At 58.3% G+C, this 15,734-nt stretch carries 21 protein-coding genes and 1 riboswitch; of the genes, 7 read left to right on the top strand and 14 right to left on the bottom strand.

What is annotated here, in order from left to right; translation table 11 throughout:
* Positions 1 to 22 precede the first annotated feature (22 nt).
* The 6 genes from B060_RS0101670 to B060_RS0101645 form a co-directional block, all read right to left on the bottom strand.
* On the bottom strand, positions 23 to 1,465 hold the full coding sequence (locus tag B060_RS0101670; protein WP_018080011.1) for a PQQ-like beta-propeller repeat protein: 1,443 nt from the start codon (positions 1,463 to 1,465) through the stop codon (positions 23 to 25).
* A gap of 48 nt (positions 1,466 to 1,513) precedes the next feature.
* Complete coding sequence (locus B060_RS0101665) at positions 1,514 to 2,260, bottom strand: tetratricopeptide repeat protein (protein ID WP_018080010.1); 747 nt, start codon at positions 2,258 to 2,260, stop codon at positions 1,514 to 1,516.
* Between the two features lie 160 nt (positions 2,261 to 2,420).
* Positions 2,421 to 3,254, bottom strand: coding sequence for a 3-methyl-2-oxobutanoate hydroxymethyltransferase (gene panB / locus B060_RS0101660; protein WP_018080009.1), 834 nt, complete (start codon positions 3,252 to 3,254; stop codon positions 2,421 to 2,423).
* Positions 3,255 to 3,274: 20 nt separating this feature from the next.
* Positions 3,275 to 3,715, bottom strand: coding sequence for a hypothetical protein (locus tag B060_RS0101655; RefSeq protein WP_155847546.1), 441 nt, complete (start codon positions 3,713 to 3,715; stop codon positions 3,275 to 3,277).
* A gap of 11 nt (positions 3,716 to 3,726) precedes the next feature.
* Complete coding sequence (locus tag B060_RS0101650) at positions 3,727 to 4,305, bottom strand: RNA polymerase sigma factor (protein ID WP_018080007.1); 579 nt, start codon at positions 4,303 to 4,305, stop codon at positions 3,727 to 3,729.
* Positions 4,306 to 4,337: 32 nt separating this feature from the next.
* Positions 4,338 to 4,718, bottom strand: a complete 381-nt coding sequence (locus B060_RS0101645; protein WP_018080006.1) for a DUF6249 domain-containing protein — start codon at positions 4,716 to 4,718, stop codon at positions 4,338 to 4,340.
* 247 nt (positions 4,719 to 4,965) lie between these two features.
* Here B060_RS0101645 and B060_RS0101635 point away from each other — a divergent pair, with 247 nt between their 5' ends.
* The 3 genes from B060_RS0101635 to B060_RS0101625 are packed head-to-tail and all read left to right on the top strand — an operon-like array spanning position 4,966 to position 6,797.
* Positions 4,966 to 5,571 (top strand): PadR family transcriptional regulator, encoded by a 606-nt coding sequence (locus B060_RS0101635; protein ID WP_023447254.1) that lies wholly within the window; start codon positions 4,966 to 4,968, stop codon positions 5,569 to 5,571.
* Positions 5,572 to 5,573: 2 nt separating this feature from the next.
* On the top strand, positions 5,574 to 6,368 hold the full coding sequence (locus B060_RS0101630) for a siderophore-interacting protein (protein ID WP_018080003.1): 795 nt from the start codon (positions 5,574 to 5,576) through the stop codon (positions 6,366 to 6,368).
* A 54-nt stretch (positions 6,369 to 6,422) separates the two neighbouring features.
* Positions 6,423 to 6,797, top strand: coding sequence for a DUF2147 domain-containing protein (locus B060_RS0101625; RefSeq protein WP_018080002.1), 375 nt, complete (start codon positions 6,423 to 6,425; stop codon positions 6,795 to 6,797).
* On the opposite strand, the gene B060_RS0101620 is transcribed toward B060_RS0101625, so the two are convergent.
* The 8 genes from B060_RS0101620 to B060_RS0101585 form a co-directional block, all read right to left on the bottom strand.
* On the bottom strand, positions 6,794 to 7,141 hold the full coding sequence (locus tag B060_RS0101620) for an arsenate reductase (RefSeq protein ID WP_018080001.1): 348 nt from the start codon (positions 7,139 to 7,141) through the stop codon (positions 6,794 to 6,796). The genes B060_RS0101625 and B060_RS0101620 overlap by 4 nt on opposite strands.
* A gap of 38 nt (positions 7,142 to 7,179) precedes the next feature.
* Positions 7,180 to 8,742, bottom strand: coding sequence for a glutamine-hydrolyzing GMP synthase (gene guaA, locus B060_RS0101615; RefSeq protein ID WP_018080000.1), 1,563 nt, complete (start codon positions 8,740 to 8,742; stop codon positions 7,180 to 7,182).
* A 2-nt stretch (positions 8,743 to 8,744) separates the two neighbouring features.
* Positions 8,745 to 10,073, bottom strand: coding sequence for an RsmB/NOP family class I SAM-dependent RNA methyltransferase (locus tag B060_RS0101610; RefSeq protein WP_018079999.1), 1,329 nt, complete (start codon positions 10,071 to 10,073; stop codon positions 8,745 to 8,747).
* 9 nt (positions 10,074 to 10,082) lie between these two features.
* Positions 10,083 to 10,475: an MAPEG family protein gene (locus B060_RS0101605; protein WP_018079998.1), complete on the bottom strand. Its 393-nt coding sequence runs from the start codon at positions 10,473 to 10,475 to the stop codon at positions 10,083 to 10,085.
* Between the two features lie 36 nt (positions 10,476 to 10,511).
* Positions 10,512 to 11,969 carry an IMP dehydrogenase gene (gene guaB, locus B060_RS0101600; protein WP_018079997.1) on the bottom strand — a complete coding sequence of 486 codons (1,458 nt, stop codon included), beginning with the start codon at positions 11,967 to 11,969 and terminating at the stop codon, positions 10,512 to 10,514.
* 103 nt (positions 11,970 to 12,072) lie between these two features.
* Positions 12,073 to 12,408 (bottom strand): DMT family transporter, encoded by a 336-nt coding sequence (locus B060_RS0101595; protein WP_018079996.1) that lies wholly within the window; start codon positions 12,406 to 12,408, stop codon positions 12,073 to 12,075.
* Between the two features lie 32 nt (positions 12,409 to 12,440).
* A riboswitch (guanidine-III (ykkC-III) riboswitch) is annotated at positions 12,441 to 12,502 on the bottom strand.
* Between the two features lie 32 nt (positions 12,503 to 12,534).
* Positions 12,535 to 12,870: a DUF1523 family protein gene (locus tag B060_RS0101590; RefSeq protein ID WP_018079995.1), complete on the bottom strand. Its 336-nt coding sequence runs from the start codon at positions 12,868 to 12,870 to the stop codon at positions 12,535 to 12,537.
* Between the two features lie 63 nt (positions 12,871 to 12,933).
* A complete protein-coding gene (locus B060_RS0101585; RefSeq protein WP_018079994.1) occupies positions 12,934 to 13,653 on the bottom strand; it encodes an RlmE family RNA methyltransferase in 720 nt (239 codons plus the stop codon).
* Positions 13,654 to 13,748: 95 nt separating this feature from the next.
* Between B060_RS0101585 and B060_RS23715 the strand changes: the two genes are divergently transcribed.
* From B060_RS23715 to B060_RS23710, 4 genes are all read left to right on the top strand, one after another.
* Positions 13,749 to 14,132, top strand: coding sequence for a hypothetical protein (locus tag B060_RS23715; RefSeq protein ID WP_018079993.1), 384 nt, complete (start codon positions 13,749 to 13,751; stop codon positions 14,130 to 14,132).
* A gap of 69 nt (positions 14,133 to 14,201) precedes the next feature.
* Positions 14,202 to 14,666: a peptidylprolyl isomerase gene (locus tag B060_RS0101575; RefSeq protein ID WP_018079992.1), complete on the top strand. Its 465-nt coding sequence runs from the start codon at positions 14,202 to 14,204 to the stop codon at positions 14,664 to 14,666.
* A 135-nt stretch (positions 14,667 to 14,801) separates the two neighbouring features.
* Positions 14,802 to 15,206 (top strand): hypothetical protein, encoded by a 405-nt coding sequence (locus tag B060_RS0101570; protein ID WP_018079991.1) that lies wholly within the window; start codon positions 14,802 to 14,804, stop codon positions 15,204 to 15,206.
* Positions 15,207 to 15,314: 108 nt separating this feature from the next.
* A complete protein-coding gene (locus B060_RS23710) occupies positions 15,315 to 15,722 on the top strand; it encodes a hypothetical protein (RefSeq protein WP_023447335.1) in 408 nt (135 codons plus the stop codon).
* The last annotated feature ends 12 nt before the right edge of the window (positions 15,723 to 15,734 follow it).

Here is a 15,734-nt window from a genome sequence, read left to right as displayed (position 1 = left end):
ACTTTAGTGAGTAGCCATCCTTTTAGTGGATGGCCACCAGCTTGGCATCGTTGGTCACGACGAACAGTTTGTCACCCACGGCGATCGGCGCGATATAGGCGGCATCGCCCAGCTTGATCGTTTCCTGGCGCTCGCCGGTCTTCGGATCAAAGGCCACAGCCTCACCCAACGAATTGACCATCACGAGACGGTTGGACGCCATGAAAGGCCCTGACCAAAGCGGCAGCTTGCCGACGGTCTTTTCACGACCCAGGCCGAAGAAGCCCTTCTTGGTCTTCTGAATGCCGGCGTTCATGTCCTTGATCCAATAGATCTGGCCGCTTTCACGGCTGACACACAAAAGCTCACCTTGCAGGCTGACCAGGAACACGACGTCGCCAGCCACCCAGGGGGTGTTGACGCTATCAGTATCGACCTTCCATTTCGGCACGCCTGTCTTCGCGTCCATCGCCTGGAAGACACCGGAGTGACTGGCGGCAAATACCACGCCGTTATAAAGCACCGGACGGCCGGAGATATCGCGGATTTCCGACAGGGCATTGGTGCGGTTTGATTGCGCCAGCACCTGCTGCCAAACCGGATCGCCCGTCGCCGTGCTCAGGGCCACCAGCTCACCGGACGAGAAAGGCGTGTAGACGATATCGCCGGACACCAGCGGCGTCGAAGATTTTTGCAGACGCGCCGGCTCAGCGATGGCCTGATACGTCCAGGCCATTTCACCGGTCGTGCGGTCAAAAGCAAACACCTGGTTGTCGACATCGGTCGCGAAGATATGTGTAGCATTCACCGTCGGCGCCGCATGAATCTGCGTGTCGACGTCCTTCTTCCAGATTTCCGCACCGGTCGTGGCATCGAGCGCTTCTACGAAGCGGAAACCGGAGGTCACATAAAGCTTGCCGTCGGAAAGCGCCAAGCCGCCACCGAAGGCCGTCTTATCGCGCTTGTTCTTGGGGTTGAGATCGACGCTCCACACCTGACGGCCGGTGGCAACCTCAAAGGCCGAAACGCGGGCTTCGGCATCGAGCGTGTAGATGGTCTGACCATCAGATACCGGCTGGGCCAGAACCTGATTACCGCCCTTGCTGGCCGCACCGATCGACTTGGTCCACGCCACTTTGAAGTTTTTGGCAGCGTCAGCATTCTGAACCAGCGTGTCAGGCCCGCCTGCTACCGGCCAGATGGCCACGGCAGCCGGCTCCGGCAGATAGTAGCCAATGCCCTTGAGGCTCTTAGACGGTGTCAGCTTCTGATCGAAGGCAACGATGGAAATGCGCTGGCCTTGGGAGGCCACGGCCCCCTGATCGCTGTTACGATTTTTGAAGGGGTTGACCTTCTCGACCGTAGCGCAGCCGCTCAATGAGATCGCCGCGGTCAGGGCGAGAAGACTGGCGGCCTTCAGCCCGGAAACCTTGGACCCGAAACCTTTGGCGTGGACCTTCGACGAGTTCATAAGCGCGTTTTCCATAATCAAGATATCAATATGACCCGCAGGGCCGGAGAGGTAAAGCGCAGCCTATTGCGCGGGCGTTTGTTGCATTTGCGGCGCGCCCTGAATTTGCGGCATCACCGGCATGGCGGCTTCCGGTTGCTTCATCATCGCCTGAGCGGTGGCGATCGCGCCCGAATCAATGGCGGCCACGAAGGCGCTCGCGCGCTGCTTGACGCCATCGGGCGTGCCGAGCGTCACCGACAGGACCTGCAGATCATTGCGGGCACCCTTGACGTCGCCGGCCTGTAGCTTGGCCATGGCGAGGGCTTCCTTGGCCATGGCGGCGTAAGGACGGCCTTCCTTGGTCAGGGGCGTCAGGCGCTTTTCAATGTCGGCGAAAGGCTTCGCGTCCATTTCCAGCAAGGCAGCCTTGAGAGCGGCGCCATCGGAGATGTTGGGCACCTTGGAGGCGCTTGCGGCCAGATCGAGATCCTTGATCGCTTCGGCGGTGTTGTTTTCTTCGAGAGCGATACCAGCCAGTTGTTGCAGGGCCATGGCCTTGTAGACCGGATGACCAGCCTTCACAGTGGCTTCAAAGCCCGTCTTGGCCACGCCCTTGTCGCCCTTGACCATCGACTCGATGGCAGTGCCGTAAGATTCCGACGCCTTGGCGGCCACGCCGGCCTGCCAGCTTTCATAACCCCAGAAGCCGAGCGCGATGATCAGGGCCGCGCCAAGAACGCCAGCCACCCAGGGCCAGCCTTTTTTGACGATGGTCGCCCATTTGTCGGCGCGCAGGGTTTCTTCTGTTTCGTCAAAAATATCGCTCACAGCGAATCCTCATATCCAAATATTCAGGGAGAAGCGCCGTCCTGTTAAGGCGCACAGGCGCTTCCAATTCGGCGCGAACCTAGCCTTTGGCCAGGGTTAACGCAACCGGATACAGCACCATGGCTCAGGCTTCCCCCAAAATCAAATTCCGCCACCCTACTTATTTAGCAAAATATGTCTCTTGTGGGGCAGGGAAGCTACGATCCCTGACATCTTTCGCATAAGTTTCAACCGCTGTGCTGATCTGGGTGCGCAGGTCGGCATAGTGTCTGACGAATTTAGGCGTCCAGTCGAACAGGCCAAGCATGTCATCGGTCACCAGCACCTGGCCATCGCAGGTATTGGAGGCGCCGATACCGATGGTGGGAATACTGACCAGACGGGTCACCTCGTCGGCCAGATCGGCCGCCACGCCCTCAACGACGATAGCGAAGGCACCGGCGGCTTCGCTATCTTGCGCTTCCTTGATCACCTTGTCGCGCTCGGCCTGCGTGCGGCCCTTGGCCTTGAAACCGCCCTCGACATTGACCGCTTGCGGCCGCAACCCGACATGGCCCATGACGGCGATGCCACGTTCGGTCAGGTAGCGGATTGTCTCAGCGACCGTCGGCCCGCTTTCCAGCTTGACGGCTTGCGCCCCGGTTTCTTTCAGCAGGCGCACGGCGTTGGCGAAGGCCTGCTCAGGACTGGCCTCATAGGAGCCGAACGGCATGTCGATGACCACGAAGGCGGTCTCCGATCCGCGCATGACCGCCTGTCCATGCAGAATCATCATTTCCATGGTGACGCCGATAGTGTTGGGGAGACCGTGGATCACCATGCCGAGACTGTCGCCAACCAGCAAAATATCGCAATGCGGGTCCATGATCCGTGCGGTGGGCGTGGTGTAGGCCGTCAGGCAGACCAACGGAGTCTGGCCCTTGCGGCTCATGATATCAGGTGCGGTTATGCGTTTGGTACGGGCGGGACCGGCTTGGCTGCTCAAGGTATTCACTCATGTCTTTTGGAGACGTGTCAGATCGTCTCCTCCTGGGAGTAGGCGTAATACAACGCCAGACAGGCTAAACATAGGGAAAAACTGACCCAGAAAAAGAACGGGGTCTGCATAAGGTTGAGGTATCGTGCCGACGATTCAATCAGGCTCATGGCCGATTTCCCCATGCCATCGAAAAATTCGACGCCGGCGCGCAAGGTTTCGTCGGTTTCAGTTGCGGCTTTTGTCAGCGTCACCGTGGCGACCTTTGGGGCAGAGCCGCCCTCGCCTCCGGCCCAATTTGGCATATGGATGAATTGTGCCAGAGCATAGAGCCCGCCGACAAAGCCGGCGAGCACGACCACTCCCTGACGCAGCCACAGGTTAAAACGCAAGCCCCGCATCACGCGCGCCTGAAAAACCTCGGAGTCGTCGTAAACCGGCGCAGCGGCGAACAGATCGCCGATATCGTCGTCTTTCAAATTCAAATCACTCATGTTCCTGTTTCCAGTACGGGAGCGGGCTTCACGCTCAGGATAATCTTCAACTGATCCAGCGCACGCCGGATATGACTTTTCACTGTACCAAGCGGAATTTTAAGTTCATCGGCTATGTCCTGATGGGACAGGTCGCCGCTGAAATTGAGCGTGACGCACAGTCGTTCCACAGGTTTAAGGCGATTTAAGGCCGCATCGAGATTGTGGGCGCGAAATTCACCTTCGTGGGCGATAGGCTCGGGCTCATAAGCGCCGATATCATCGGTCAGCACGTACTTCTTGTTGTTGCGCACCTTGCGAAGGTAACGCCTAGAGGCGATCCGCTTGAGCCAGCCGGTAAAGGGGCCGTCGAAACGATACTCGGTCAAGTGCTCGTAGGCGCTCATAAAGGCCTCCTGCGCCATGTCGTCGGCATCGGCGCCCTGCGCCCCCATGCGGCGCAGATGGATACGCAAACCGCTGCCATGGCGGCGCACCAGTTCGGCAAACGCCGGCTTGTCACCCGCCGTGCTCAGGCGCACGAGGTCAACATCCGATTGTCGCGTCAGGTCAGGCTTGTCGCTGGCCAGGGCCATGGTTCAGTTTGCTCCGGGTTGCCGCTATCGACTTATTGCTTGCGATTGCCGATCAGGCCCAAAACAAGCAGCGCGACGCCAATGAAGCCCGGAATGGCAGCCAAGCCTGACATTTCGTCAACCGTGTAGCCGTTATCAAGGAAATTCCACACCACAATCCCCAACGCAATGGCGATCAGGATAAGACCTGTACGAATGTCATTGGCGGGCGTCTTAGGCTTCTTTTGCAGGCTTTTCAGCGTGTCGAGAAATTCGGGTGGCAGACTGTCGCTCTTCTCAATCGCCATGCGCAGGGTCTTCTGCGTTTCCTGACGGCTGCGGTAGATGAAGAAAAAGATGATGCCGACGACAAAGACCGGCATGCCAAAAATCATGATGACGGCGATAAGGCCTGTAGCGCTATCCCAATCCATAATACACTCCTGTGTAAGGTTGCGGCCCAGTCTGAACTGGCCCTTTGTTTATAAGAGGCGCGAGACCCACCCTTTGGATGCAGTGTTTCGCATTAAGTTTCCGTAATCAAAATAATTTCGTAGCCACCTTGAATTAGATGCAATTTAGATATATCTGAATAGCATCGAAAGGAAGGCGCTTGCAATCAACTCGCAAATAGGCCAACATTCGATATATCTCATTACACTCTAATTATAGGAGACTCGCGTGCGAGGCTTTTTTCATCATCGCGGACACGGCGCTCAGCCTGACCGCAATTTCAGCCATCGTGACGGCTTTGGTCGCGGCTTCAGCGGCGGACGCGAAGCTTTTTTGGAGCGTTTCCGCGGCATGCGCGGCGGCCGCGATGGCCTGAGCCGTGGCAGAATGGGCTTTGGTCACGGCGGTTTGCGTCTGGTTCTGCTTAAGCTCATCGACGAAAAACCCAGCCACGGCTACGAACTGATCAAGGCGATCGAAGAACGGTTCAACGGCGCCTACAGCCCTTCCCCCGGCGTAATCTACCCCACACTGAGCTGGCTGGAAGACGAAGGTTTCATCACCATCACCCCGGGCGAAGACGGCCGCAAATCGGCCCAGATCACCGACGCCGGTAAGGCATTTCTTGAAGACAAGGCTGCCGCCGTCACCGAACTGTTCAGCCAGATGGATGGCCAGACCAGCGAACACGGCGATTACAGCCCGCTCTTCCGCGCCATGGGCAATCTCAAGGCCTCGCTCAAGGCGCGCGGCATGAAGCCCATGGGTAAGGTAGAGATCGAAGCCATCGTCGACCTGATCGACGAGGTCGCCAAAAAGATCGAAAGGTTATAGCCATGGATACGCATATCGATGGGCGTTCGATAACACGTGTCCGCTATGAAACGCGTCTGCGGGAACTGACGGTGACGGGTGTACGCCAACTCACCCCTCACCTGATCCGCATAGGTCTCCATGGCGATTTCGACGGCTTCCAGTCGCTGGGCTTCGATGATCACGTCAAGCTGTTCTTTCCCGATCCGGAAACCGGTATCCTGACCCTGCCCGTCATGGGTGCGGTGCCTGAGGACCCCAAACCGGTGATGCGCGACTACACCCCACGCCAGTTTGATGCCAAATCCCAGACGCTCGATATCGAGTTCGCTCTGCATGATGCCGGTCCGGCGAGCCTATGGGCGATGAACGCCAGGGTCGGCGACCTTCTCACTATTGGCGGCCCGCGCGGCTCGACGCTGATCCCGCAGACCTTCGATGGCTATGTCATGATCGGTGATGATACGGCCCTGCCCGCCATCGCCCGCAGGCTCGAAGAGATGCCCGCCGGCACGCCGGTCTGTGTTGTGGCTGAGGTCGATAGCCTCGATGACCGCCTGCACTTCAATACCCACGCCGATCTGCGCGTTCACTGGGTTTATCGTCAGGCGACACAGAATAACAGCCTGCTCGAAGCCTTGAGAGGCCTGCACCTACCGCAGAACGACGTCCACATCTGGGTGGCGTGTGAAAGTTCGCAGGCGAAACTCATCCGCACGCATCTGATTGAGGACCATGGCGCCCGTCCGCAATGGATCAGGGCGTCGGGCTATTGGCGCAAGGGAGATGCCGGCGCGCACGACACCATCGGCGATTAACGGAACCTACAGCAAGACAGGCTATCGTGGCCATCTTATCTCGCGGGGGCGTCGATGCGCTTAATCCTATCCCTTACCCTGACAGCCTTGTGGCTATCGCCGACCATGGCACTGGCCGCTGACCTTAGCGGTACATGGCAACGTTCCGATGGCCGTGAGCGCGTCACCTTCGCACCGTGCCCTGACGGCGTGTGCGGCAAGCTGGTCTGGAGCAAACCGGACACCAAAAGCAAGGCGCATATCGGCGACACCGTGTTTCATGACCTGAAACGCGAAACCGCCACGAGTTGGAAGGGCTACGCCTCCAATCCCGACGACGGCAAGACCTACCCCGGCACCGTCACGCTCGATGGCGGCAAACTGCTCACCCGCGAATGTATCCTGGGCGGCCGTATCTGCCGCACCGAAATCTGGACGCGGATAAACTAGCGAAGGGTTTTGGGGTCGATCAAATCGGGCTTGAAACCAACAATCAGGATGTCGTCCTTCTCGAAAACAGGCCGCTTGATCATCGACGGCTGCTCGATCATCAGAGCAATGGCATCTTCCTGATTCAGATTGTGCTTGTCTGCGTCCGGCAAGGCCTTGAAGGTTGTACTCGACCAGTTGAGTATCTTTTCCCAACCCACCTTTGCGCACCAGATCTTCAGATGCACTTCGTCAATGCCGTCCGTCTTGAAGTTATGAAAGGCGTAGGCGACGCGATTGGCGTCGAGCCAGTCGCGTGCCTTTTTCACCGTGTCGCAGTTGGGAATACCATAAAGGGTCAGCATTGAGGGTCCGTTCGATGTCGTATGGGTCTGCAGCCTGGTTATTCCCACTCGATGGTGCCAGGCGGCTTCGAGGTGACGTCATAAACCACGCGGTTGACGCCGCGGACTTCGTTGACGATGCGGGTGGCGCATCGGCCAAGCACGGCCCACGGGAACTCATAGAAATCGGCCGTCATGCCGTCGGACGAGGTGACGGCGCGCAGGGCCAGCACGTCTTCATAGGTGCGGGCATCGCCCATGACGCCGACCGTCTTGACCGGCAGCAGCACGGCAAAAGCCTGCCAAATGTCATTGTAGAGACCCGCCTTGCGGATTTCATCGAGGTAGATGGCGTCGGCGTCCTGAAGCGTCTTGACCTTCTCCGGCGTCACTTCGCCCGGAATGCGGATGGCCAGGCCCGGCCCCGGGAACGGATGCCGCCCGACAAAAGCGGCGTCGAGACCCAGCTCACGGCCAAGCGCCCGCACTTCATCCTTGAAGAGTTCGCGCAACGGCTCGACCAGCTTCAACTTCATATAGTCGGGCAAACCGCCGACATTGTGGTGCGACTTGATGACCGTCGAAGGCCCGCCGTGGGGTGAGATGCTCTCCACAACGTCCGGATAGAGCGTGCCCTGGGCCAGGAATTCGGCGCCGTCGATCTTGCCAGCCTCTTTATCGAAGACGTCAATGAACAGCTTGCCGATCGTCTTGCGCTTCTTTTCGGGATCGGATTCACCCGCCAGCGCACCGAGGAACATGTCTTGCGCCTGCACATGGATCAGCGGGATATTGTAGTGGTTGCGGAACAGCGACACGACCTGTTCGCCTTCGTTCTTACGCAGCAGGCCGGTATCAACGAACACGCAGGTCAGTTGCTCACCGATCGCTTCGTGGATCAGGATGGCGGCGACCGAAGAGTCAACCCCGCCGGACAGACCGCAGATCACCTTGCCGGTCCCGACCTGGGCGCGGATCTTGGCGACCATTTCCTCACGGAAGGCCGACATCGACCAGTCACCCGAGAAGCCAGCGATCTCGAACAGGAAGTTGCGGATCATATCGGTGCCGCGCTTGGTATGCACCACTTCCGGGTGGAACTGCACAGCGTAGAACTTGCGCTTTTCATCGGCGATGGCGGCATAGGGCGCGCCTTCCGATGTGGCGATGACCTCGAAGCCTTGCGGAATGGCGGTGACGCGGTCACCGTGGCTCATCCACACCGTCTCGACCTGATCGAGGCCCTTGAAGATCGGCGACTGGCCCTTGACGGTAATCTCGGCGCGGCCGAACTCGCGGTCATGGCCACTTTCGACCTTGCCGCCCAGCAGTTCGCACATCAGTTGCTCGCCATAGCAGATGCCGAAGACCGGCACGCCCATGTCGAACAGTTTGGCGTCGATCCGCGGACCTTCATCGATGACGCTGTGCGGCGAACCCGACAGGATGACAGCTTTCGGCTTAAGCCGTGCAATCGCCTCGTCGGCCTTGGTGAAGGGATGGATTTCGCAATAGACGCCGCATTCGCGGACGCGGCGCGCGATCAGTTGGGTGACCTGTGAGCCGAAATCGATAATGAGAAGCGTTTCGTGCCGGGAAGACTCGGGAGTGAGCGAAGCCATGATTATTGGGTCCGTGTGTAGGCGGCGATAAAGAAGCCGTCGGTCTGAGTGGTATGGGGTGTGAGCGATAGGCGATGGCCGGTTTTGGCCAGTTTGTTCAGGCGCGCCGCGTGATCGATATAGAGCGTGCTGTTTTCCAACAGGGTATGGATCGGCAGGGCGTCGTAATTGGGATGCATCGCTTCGAAAGCGTCGGCGGTCTGGACGTTTTCATCATCCAGCACCGAGCAGGTGACATAGACGAGACGCCCGCCCACCTTCACGCATTGTGCGGCACGGTCGAGAATTTGGGTTTGCAAGGTATGCAGACCTTCGATCTTGGCCTCGTCGAGACGATGCGCATCTTCGGGATGGCGACGCCAGGTGCCGGAACCGGAGCATGGCGCATCGACCAGAACCAGATCGGCGCCTTTCAGCACTTCGAGCTGGACGACATCGTCGGGATCGAAGAAGTGGATAAAATGTGCGGTAGCGCCGGCACGGATCAGGCGCGGCTCAATGGCTTTGAGGCGTTTTTCCACGACATCACAGGCGTAAATCTCACCATTCCCGTCCATCATCTGGGCAAGCGCCAGCGTTTTACCGCCACCGCCAGCACAGAAATCGACCACCTTAGCGGCCCCGGGCAAAAGACCGGCACCGGCGATAAAGGCCGCGAGTTGTGAGCCCTCGTCCTGAATTTCAACCTGACCGCTTTGGTAGATATCGAGCTTGACGAGATTGGGCGGCGGCTCTGCTCTCAGGCGGACGCCGTATTTCGAGAACGGTGTTGCTTCGGGCGACAACCCTTCAGCTTCAAGTGCCGCCATCATATCCGCACGGTTTGCCTTGGCGCTATTGACGCGCAGATCGATCGGCGCGCGCGGCATCATCAGGGCGGTGGCCTCGGCGCTCCATGCCTTACCGAATTGCTGCTCGAAGCGCGAAACAACAAACTCCGGCAGGCCGGTGGTGACCCAGGCAGGCGCCTCGCCCTCGCCCACCGCCAGGCGTTCGCGTTCATGTGCGGTCAGGGGTTTGGGCCCATAGCCTTCACCACAAAAAAAACTCTCGATGTCTTCGATCGGCATGGCGTCGATCAGCGATAGCGACGCCAGAACCAGTGCACGCCCTTGCGCTGGTGATTTCTCAGTCAGTTCCATAGCCCACAAGAGGCGTTGCTTGGCGCGCAGGCAGCGATAGACGCGATCGGCAATGGCCCGACGGTCTTTCGATCCGGCGTAACGATTGACCTGCCCCCACTGTTTCAGAACGGCTTCGACAGTCGCACGGGTTCCCGAAAGTTGATCGAGGATATCGGCGGCGGCTTGAAGTCGGGCAGCGGGGGTCAAATCAGATCCTTAAACAAACAGGGTATAGAGGCACATGAGAATGGCGATGAGCGAAACAATCCAAGCCAACGAACGGACGCCAACGACGCCGAACGCATAGAGCGGAATATAGACGATGCGGGCCGCCAGATAAACCTGAGCGCCCCAGATCGACACCTGGCTTGACTTGCCAAGAAAGGCGAGTGCAAGCACGATAACCGCAAAGAAAGCAAAGGTTTCCATGAAGTTGGCGAAGGCGCGGTTAAGGCGTCCCGCCATGGGTCCTGTGTCGAAATCCGTATCACGCGGGCCGGCGTTCCATTTGGCGTAGCCCTTGCGCGACATGGCCGCAATCGGCGGCAGGCCCACCTGAACCAGCCCCAGAATAGCGGCCCAGACCAGTACCCATAGTTCGTAAGTCATACACTTCTCCCTTTAGTTACTGGTCTGGCGGCATAGCTATTGGCGGTAGTTGGGTGATTCCCGCGTGATCATCACGTCATGAACGTGGCTTTCGCGCAGGCCGGCGCCGGTGATGCGCACGAAACGCGCGCGCTTCTGGAACTCTTCGATGGTAGGTGCACCGACATAGCCCATGGAGGCGCGAAGCCCGCCGACGAGCTGGTGGACGACTGGAGCGATCGGTCCTTTGAACGGCACCTGGCCCTCGATACCTTCCGGCACCAGTTTCATGGTGTCGCGCACTTCCTTCTGGAAATAGCGATCGGCCGAACCCGAAGCCATGGCCCCGACGGACCCCATGCCGCGATAGGATTTGTAGGAACGACCCTGATAGAGGATGACCTCACCCGGTGCTTCTTCGGTGCCGGCGAACATCGAACCGAGCATGGCCGAAGAGGCGCCCGCCGCGATAGCCTTGGCCAGATCGCCGGAGAACTTTATGCCGCCGTCAGCGATGATCGGCACGCCTGTGCCGGCCGCAGCCCGCACGCTGTCGATGATAGCGGTCAGTTGCGGCACACCGACGCCGGCAACGATACGCGTGGTGCAGATGGAGCCAGGCCCGATACCGACCTTGACGGCGTCGGCGCCGGCATCGATCAGGGAGCGGGTGGCGTCATAGGTGGCAACGTTACCGGCGACGATCTGAACCTTGTTGGCTTCCTTGCGCAGGCGTTGCACCGCTTGCGACACCAGAATGCTGTGACCATGGGCCGTATCAATGACGATGACATCTGCGCCGGCTTCGACCAGCGCCATCGAGCGTTCAAAGCCGGCATCGCCGACCGTGGAAGCGCCACCAACGAGCAGGCGTCCGGCAGCGTCCTTGGCGGCCAGAGGATAGGCCTGCTGCTTTTCCATGTCCTTGACGGTGATCAGACCGACGCAGGCATAGGCGTCATTGACGACGATGATGCGCTCGATGCGATGCTTGGCCATCAGTTCACGGGCGCGCGCCTGGCCTTCGCCTTCGCGCACGGTGATCAGGTTTTCCGTCGTCATGACCTCGGCGGCTGACTTGGAGCCCTCGCCTTCGAAGCGAATGTCGCGGTTGGTCAGGATGCCGACCAGCTTGTTGGTTTCGCGCTCGACCACCGGGAAGCCGGAAATATGCTTGCGGGCGATGATCTCGCGAACCTCGGCCAGCTTGGTGTCGGGATAGATGACAATCGGGTTGATGACCATACCCGACTCAAACCGCTTCACATTGCGGATTTCCTCAGCCTGTTCTTCATTGGTCATATTGCGGTGGACAATACCCATGCCGCCGGCCTGCGCCATGGCAACCGCGAGGCGTGCCTCAGTGACCGTATCCATGGCCGAAGAGACCAACGGGATGTTCAGGCTGATGGTTTTGGTGAATTTCGTTTTCGTATCGACTTGAGTGGGCACCACGTCCGAGGGACCGGGTTCCAGCAAAACGTCGTCGAAGGTTAAGCCTTCGCGTATATCCATAAGGGACTCTCCATTTTGCGGTTTGTACCTATGGGAAACCGGCCTTGAGGTAAAGAGGTTGATGCAAAATAATTGTTTCAAAGCTTAAGCAGCGATCACGCGCCTAACCCGCCGTCGCCTTCAGGCCGATAATAGAACTGAGCAGCATGACCAAAAACAGGATGCGCAGCGGCGTCACCGCCTCATGAAACAGGAATATGCCCATCACCGCCGCGCCAAGTGCTCCAATACCGACCCAAACCGCATAGGCCGTGCCGATCGGTAAGGTGCTGGCGGCTTTCGACAGCAGCACCATGCTGAGCGCCAGGGTAACGAGGGTAAAGAGGGACGGCACAGGTTTGGTGAAACCGGCGCTGTATTTGAGACCAATGGCCCAACAGATTTCAAACAACCCGGCGACGATCAGGTAGATCCACGGCAGGGAGATAAATGACGGCATGACAATGCGCTCCAGCGTTCGCGATACAAACTAAAGCGTCGTCTTGTCTTGACCGGGTACGGCGCATCTCGTCCGGAGCAAAACCTTTATAACCTTCGTAAGTCCGAAAATAAAGGCGCCCGCTGACTAATCGACCTTCTCAGCCTTGGTGATGTTCTTGTACATCGAGAAAATCGGCATGCGGAAACTGTAATAGGAAATTTTGAACCGGCCGGTCTGGATAAGTTTGCCCTGAATATCAGATGAGTTGAATTTCAGATAAGCCGGACTATCGACATTCTTGTAGGTTTCGTCGGTGGTGAAGACGAGATAAACATCCTTCACCTTGTCGCCTTGCCTGAGAATCTTGTGGTCAACACCGGTGACGATCACTTCGCGGGAACCATGCGTCCAGTAGGGCACGGTCCAGATTGCTAAAAACACCAGCGCAACGACGAAAACCGCGGCAATCAGCTTTTTCATACTCATCCCCTCCATAATGGCCGCAGCCTATCCTCACAGTTATAAAGCGGCAATAAGGAAGGATCAGCCCTTGAATCCTATCGCCACTATATAGATTTCGCTTGAACCGACACGGCTGGACTTCGGCTTGAAGTGCTTCACCGTCTCGAAGGTCACCTTGAGCTTGAGCAACAGATGCTCGGTCTCGCCACCCTGAAACGCCTTGGCGATAAAAGCGCCACCGGGCTTGAGGTTATCGAGCGCAAAATCGCCGGCCATTTCCAGCAGCCCCATGATCTTGAGGTGGTCCGTCTGCTTGTGGCCCACCGTGTTGTGCGCAAGATCGGAAAGGATGACGTCCGGCTTGCCGCCCATCAGGTCCATCAGTTGCGGACCAATGGCCGGATCGGTGAAGTCGGCTTCCAGCAGATCGGCGCCGGGCACCGGATCGACCGGCAGCAGATCGACACCGACCACATGCGATGCGCCGCGTTTGATCGCAACCTGCACCCAACCGCCAGGCGCACAGCCCAGATCGATAACCTTGGCGCCCTTGTGCAACAGGTTGAAGCGCTCATCGATTTCGATCAGCTTGAAAGCCGCACGCGACCGCCAGCCCTCGGCCTTGGCCTGCTGGACATAGGGGTCGTTCAGTTGGCGCTCCAACCACTTGGCGGAGGATTGTGTGCGAAACTTCGCCGTCTTGACGGCTGTGTGGCCTTTCGAACGGCCGGACAGGTTGCCGCCGGTCGGCGCCTTGACCATCTTACGGCGCGGCTCTTTATCTTCAGGTTGATCACTCATGGCGCGTCTATACTGGTTTTTGCCGCGTTTGCGGAAACTATTTTTTCTTTACAGCCGTAGCTGCTAAAAGGCGCCAAAACAGAAGGAACGCGTTCATGCGTCTTGCCCCCGCCCTGCTGGCCGCCTCGCTTAGTCTTGCCGCCTGCTCCCCCGCCAAACCGCCCGCCAGCGACACCAGCGCCGGCGCCGGCGCCGGCGCCGAAAGTACTCAGGCCGTATCCGTCGCGTCTTCGTCGAAATCGGTTACGAACCTGACGGAGGAACTGGCGCCATCGTCGGCCGCGACAGATGGCACCTGTTTGTCGGACATCGGCAAGGTTGCCGCTGATCGCCTGGTTAAGCGCTGCATCATGGTATCTCCCGCCACGCACCCGCCCTGCAATACCAGCAATCCTTGCGACATGATTCAGGATGAGATCGACCGTTCCTGCGCCATGTATGGCCCGGAAGAAAAGAAACCCGCCGAGTGCACCGCCTAGATTTTATTTTGCAATTGCCCTGACGAGCCCCTATGTCAGGACCACAAATTTACTGTCAAAGGAGACATCATGTCCGAAGACCTCGAAAATACCCTGATCCTGACGCTCGATACCGGCCCCGTCACCATCAAGCTGCGCCCGGATCTGGCGCCGAACCATGTTGCCCGCATCAAGGAACTGGCGCGCGAAGGTTTTTACGACGGCATCGTTTTCCACCGCGTCATCCCCGGCTTCATGGCCCAGGGCGGCGATCCTCAGGGCCAGGGCTTTGGCGGTTCCGGCAAGAAGATCAAGGCCGAGTTCAACAAGGAGCCTCACGTCCGCGGAATCTGCTCGATGGCCCGCTCGCAAAACCCGGATTCGGCCGACAGCCAGTTCTTCATCGTGTTCGATGAGGCCCGCTTCCTCGACAATCAGTACACTGTCTGGGGTCAGGTCACCGAGGGCATGGAAAACGTCGACGCTCTGCCCAAGGGTGAGCCGCCGCGCGCCCCCGGCAAGATCGTGACCATGAAGGTCGCGGCCGACATCTAAGTCACATCAAAGCTTTACGGGGTCATTCATGAGAATGACCCCGTGTAGGTACGGGTATTAAACCACTCACTTAAGGTTATGTTAAAACGTTTCGCGCACTCTATGGTTTAGTAACCCGAAGTGTAGAGTAAGCATATGCAGAAGCGTTCGCGGTATTCGGTCACGGTTGACCGCGCCAATATGATCCTGATTATCCGGTTGCATTCCCTGCGCGGTGATCAAGACCCCGGGCCCGATCTGATCGACCGACTGGCCACAGTAGAAACGCCCTGGCTTTTCAATGCCCTTTTTGACTTCCGCCGCCATGAAGCGGATTTGTCACGCGATTATCTCAGCTTTCTTACAGAAAAATGGACCGCCTTTACGCGGGGACGCGACAGCGGTCGCACCATGGCGCTGGTCGGCGGCAATCCCGACCTGACGTTTAATCTGAAAGCCATGCTCGATGTCATGCCCAATCGTAGCATCGCCATTTTCGACACTTTCGATGAAGGACTGGAATGGATCAAGGCCGGCGAAGATATCCGCAAGGTCGCATAAGGCGTTCAACGCCGGCGCGTAACCCTACGTCAACTAAGCCTTAAGGCGCATGTGCTAGAAAAGATATGGGCCTCCCGCCCGATATCCTGTCTAAGCCGGACTGTACCCATGACCCGCTCACGAATTACCGTATCGCTCGACGAGACACTCAAGATCATGAATATCCGCTACATCGGCACGTTGAACGGCGATGAGGTGAACAGCAACATGATGTCGCAGCTCGTTCATGTGCCGAATGTCTGGGAGTATGACAGCATCCTCGACATGCGTCGCTATGAAGGCACGATCATGGGCAAGGAAATCGAAGACCTCAGTGTACGCTGGAATCAACTTGTGCAGGGACGCGATGCTGGCGGCTTTACCGCCATCATCAGCGATGACCCTCTGGTGCGGGCGCGCCTGTCGATAACTCAGTCCCTTTTTCCGCAGCGTACCCTGGAAAACTTCAACACCTTCGACGAAGGTCTAGACTGGATCAAGGCGCGCAAGGCGGCTACCGTCGTACAGCCGACATAATCCTTGACCTTG

The sequence above is a fragment of the Asticcacaulis benevestitus DSM 16100 = ATCC BAA-896 genome (assembly GCF_000376105.1).
In the GTDB taxonomy this organism is placed as follows: Bacteria; Pseudomonadota; Alphaproteobacteria; order Caulobacterales; family Caulobacteraceae; genus Asticcacaulis; species Asticcacaulis benevestitus.
Note: the sequence above shows the minus strand (reverse complement) of the source record. Positions and strands in the feature narration are given on the sequence as shown.

What these genes read in the sequence shown, in the direction of transcription:
- B060_RS0101670 (WP_018080011.1), bottom strand. Translation starts at nt 1,465, where the DNA reads ATGGAAAACGCGCTTATGAACTCGTCGAAGGTCCACGCCAAAGGTTTC.
- B060_RS0101595 (WP_018079996.1), bottom strand. Translation starts at nt 12,408, where the DNA reads ATGCCGTCATTTATCTCCCTGCCGTGGATCTACCTGATCGTCGCCGGG.
- B060_RS0101575 (WP_018079992.1), top strand. Translation starts at nt 14,202, where the DNA reads ATGTCCGAAGACCTCGAAAATACCCTGATCCTGACGCTCGATACCGGC.
- B060_RS0101570 (WP_018079991.1), top strand. Translation starts at nt 14,802, where the DNA reads ATGCAGAAGCGTTCGCGGTATTCGGTCACGGTTGACCGCGCCAATATG.
- B060_RS0101605 (WP_018079998.1), bottom strand. Translation starts at nt 10,475, where the DNA reads ATGACTTACGAACTATGGGTACTGGTCTGGGCCGCTATTCTGGGGCTG.
- B060_RS0101650 (WP_018080007.1), bottom strand. Translation starts at nt 4,305, where the DNA reads ATGGCCCTGGCCAGCGACAAGCCTGACCTGACGCGACAATCGGATGTT.
- B060_RS0101625 (WP_018080002.1), top strand. Translation starts at nt 6,423, where the DNA reads ATGCGCTTAATCCTATCCCTTACCCTGACAGCCTTGTGGCTATCGCCG.
- B060_RS0101590 (WP_018079995.1), bottom strand. Translation starts at nt 12,870, where the DNA reads ATGAAAAAGCTGATTGCCGCGGTTTTCGTCGTTGCGCTGGTGTTTTTA.
- guaA (WP_018080000.1), bottom strand. Translation starts at nt 8,742, where the DNA reads ATGGCTTCGCTCACTCCCGAGTCTTCCCGGCACGAAACGCTTCTCATT.
- B060_RS23710 (WP_023447335.1), top strand. Translation starts at nt 15,315, where the DNA reads ATGACCCGCTCACGAATTACCGTATCGCTCGACGAGACACTCAAGATC.
- B060_RS0101620 (WP_018080001.1), bottom strand. Translation starts at nt 7,141, where the DNA reads ATGCTGACCCTTTATGGTATTCCCAACTGCGACACGGTGAAAAAGGCA.
- guaB (WP_018079997.1), bottom strand. Translation starts at nt 11,969, where the DNA reads ATGGATATACGCGAAGGCTTAACCTTCGACGACGTTTTGCTGGAACCC.
- B060_RS23715 (WP_018079993.1), top strand. Translation starts at nt 13,749, where the DNA reads ATGCGTCTTGCCCCCGCCCTGCTGGCCGCCTCGCTTAGTCTTGCCGCC.
- B060_RS0101630 (WP_018080003.1), top strand. Translation starts at nt 5,574, where the DNA reads ATGGATACGCATATCGATGGGCGTTCGATAACACGTGTCCGCTATGAA.
- B060_RS0101645 (WP_018080006.1), bottom strand. Translation starts at nt 4,718, where the DNA reads ATGGATTGGGATAGCGCTACAGGCCTTATCGCCGTCATCATGATTTTT.
- B060_RS0101585 (WP_018079994.1), bottom strand. Translation starts at nt 13,653, where the DNA reads ATGAGTGATCAACCTGAAGATAAAGAGCCGCGCCGTAAGATGGTCAAG.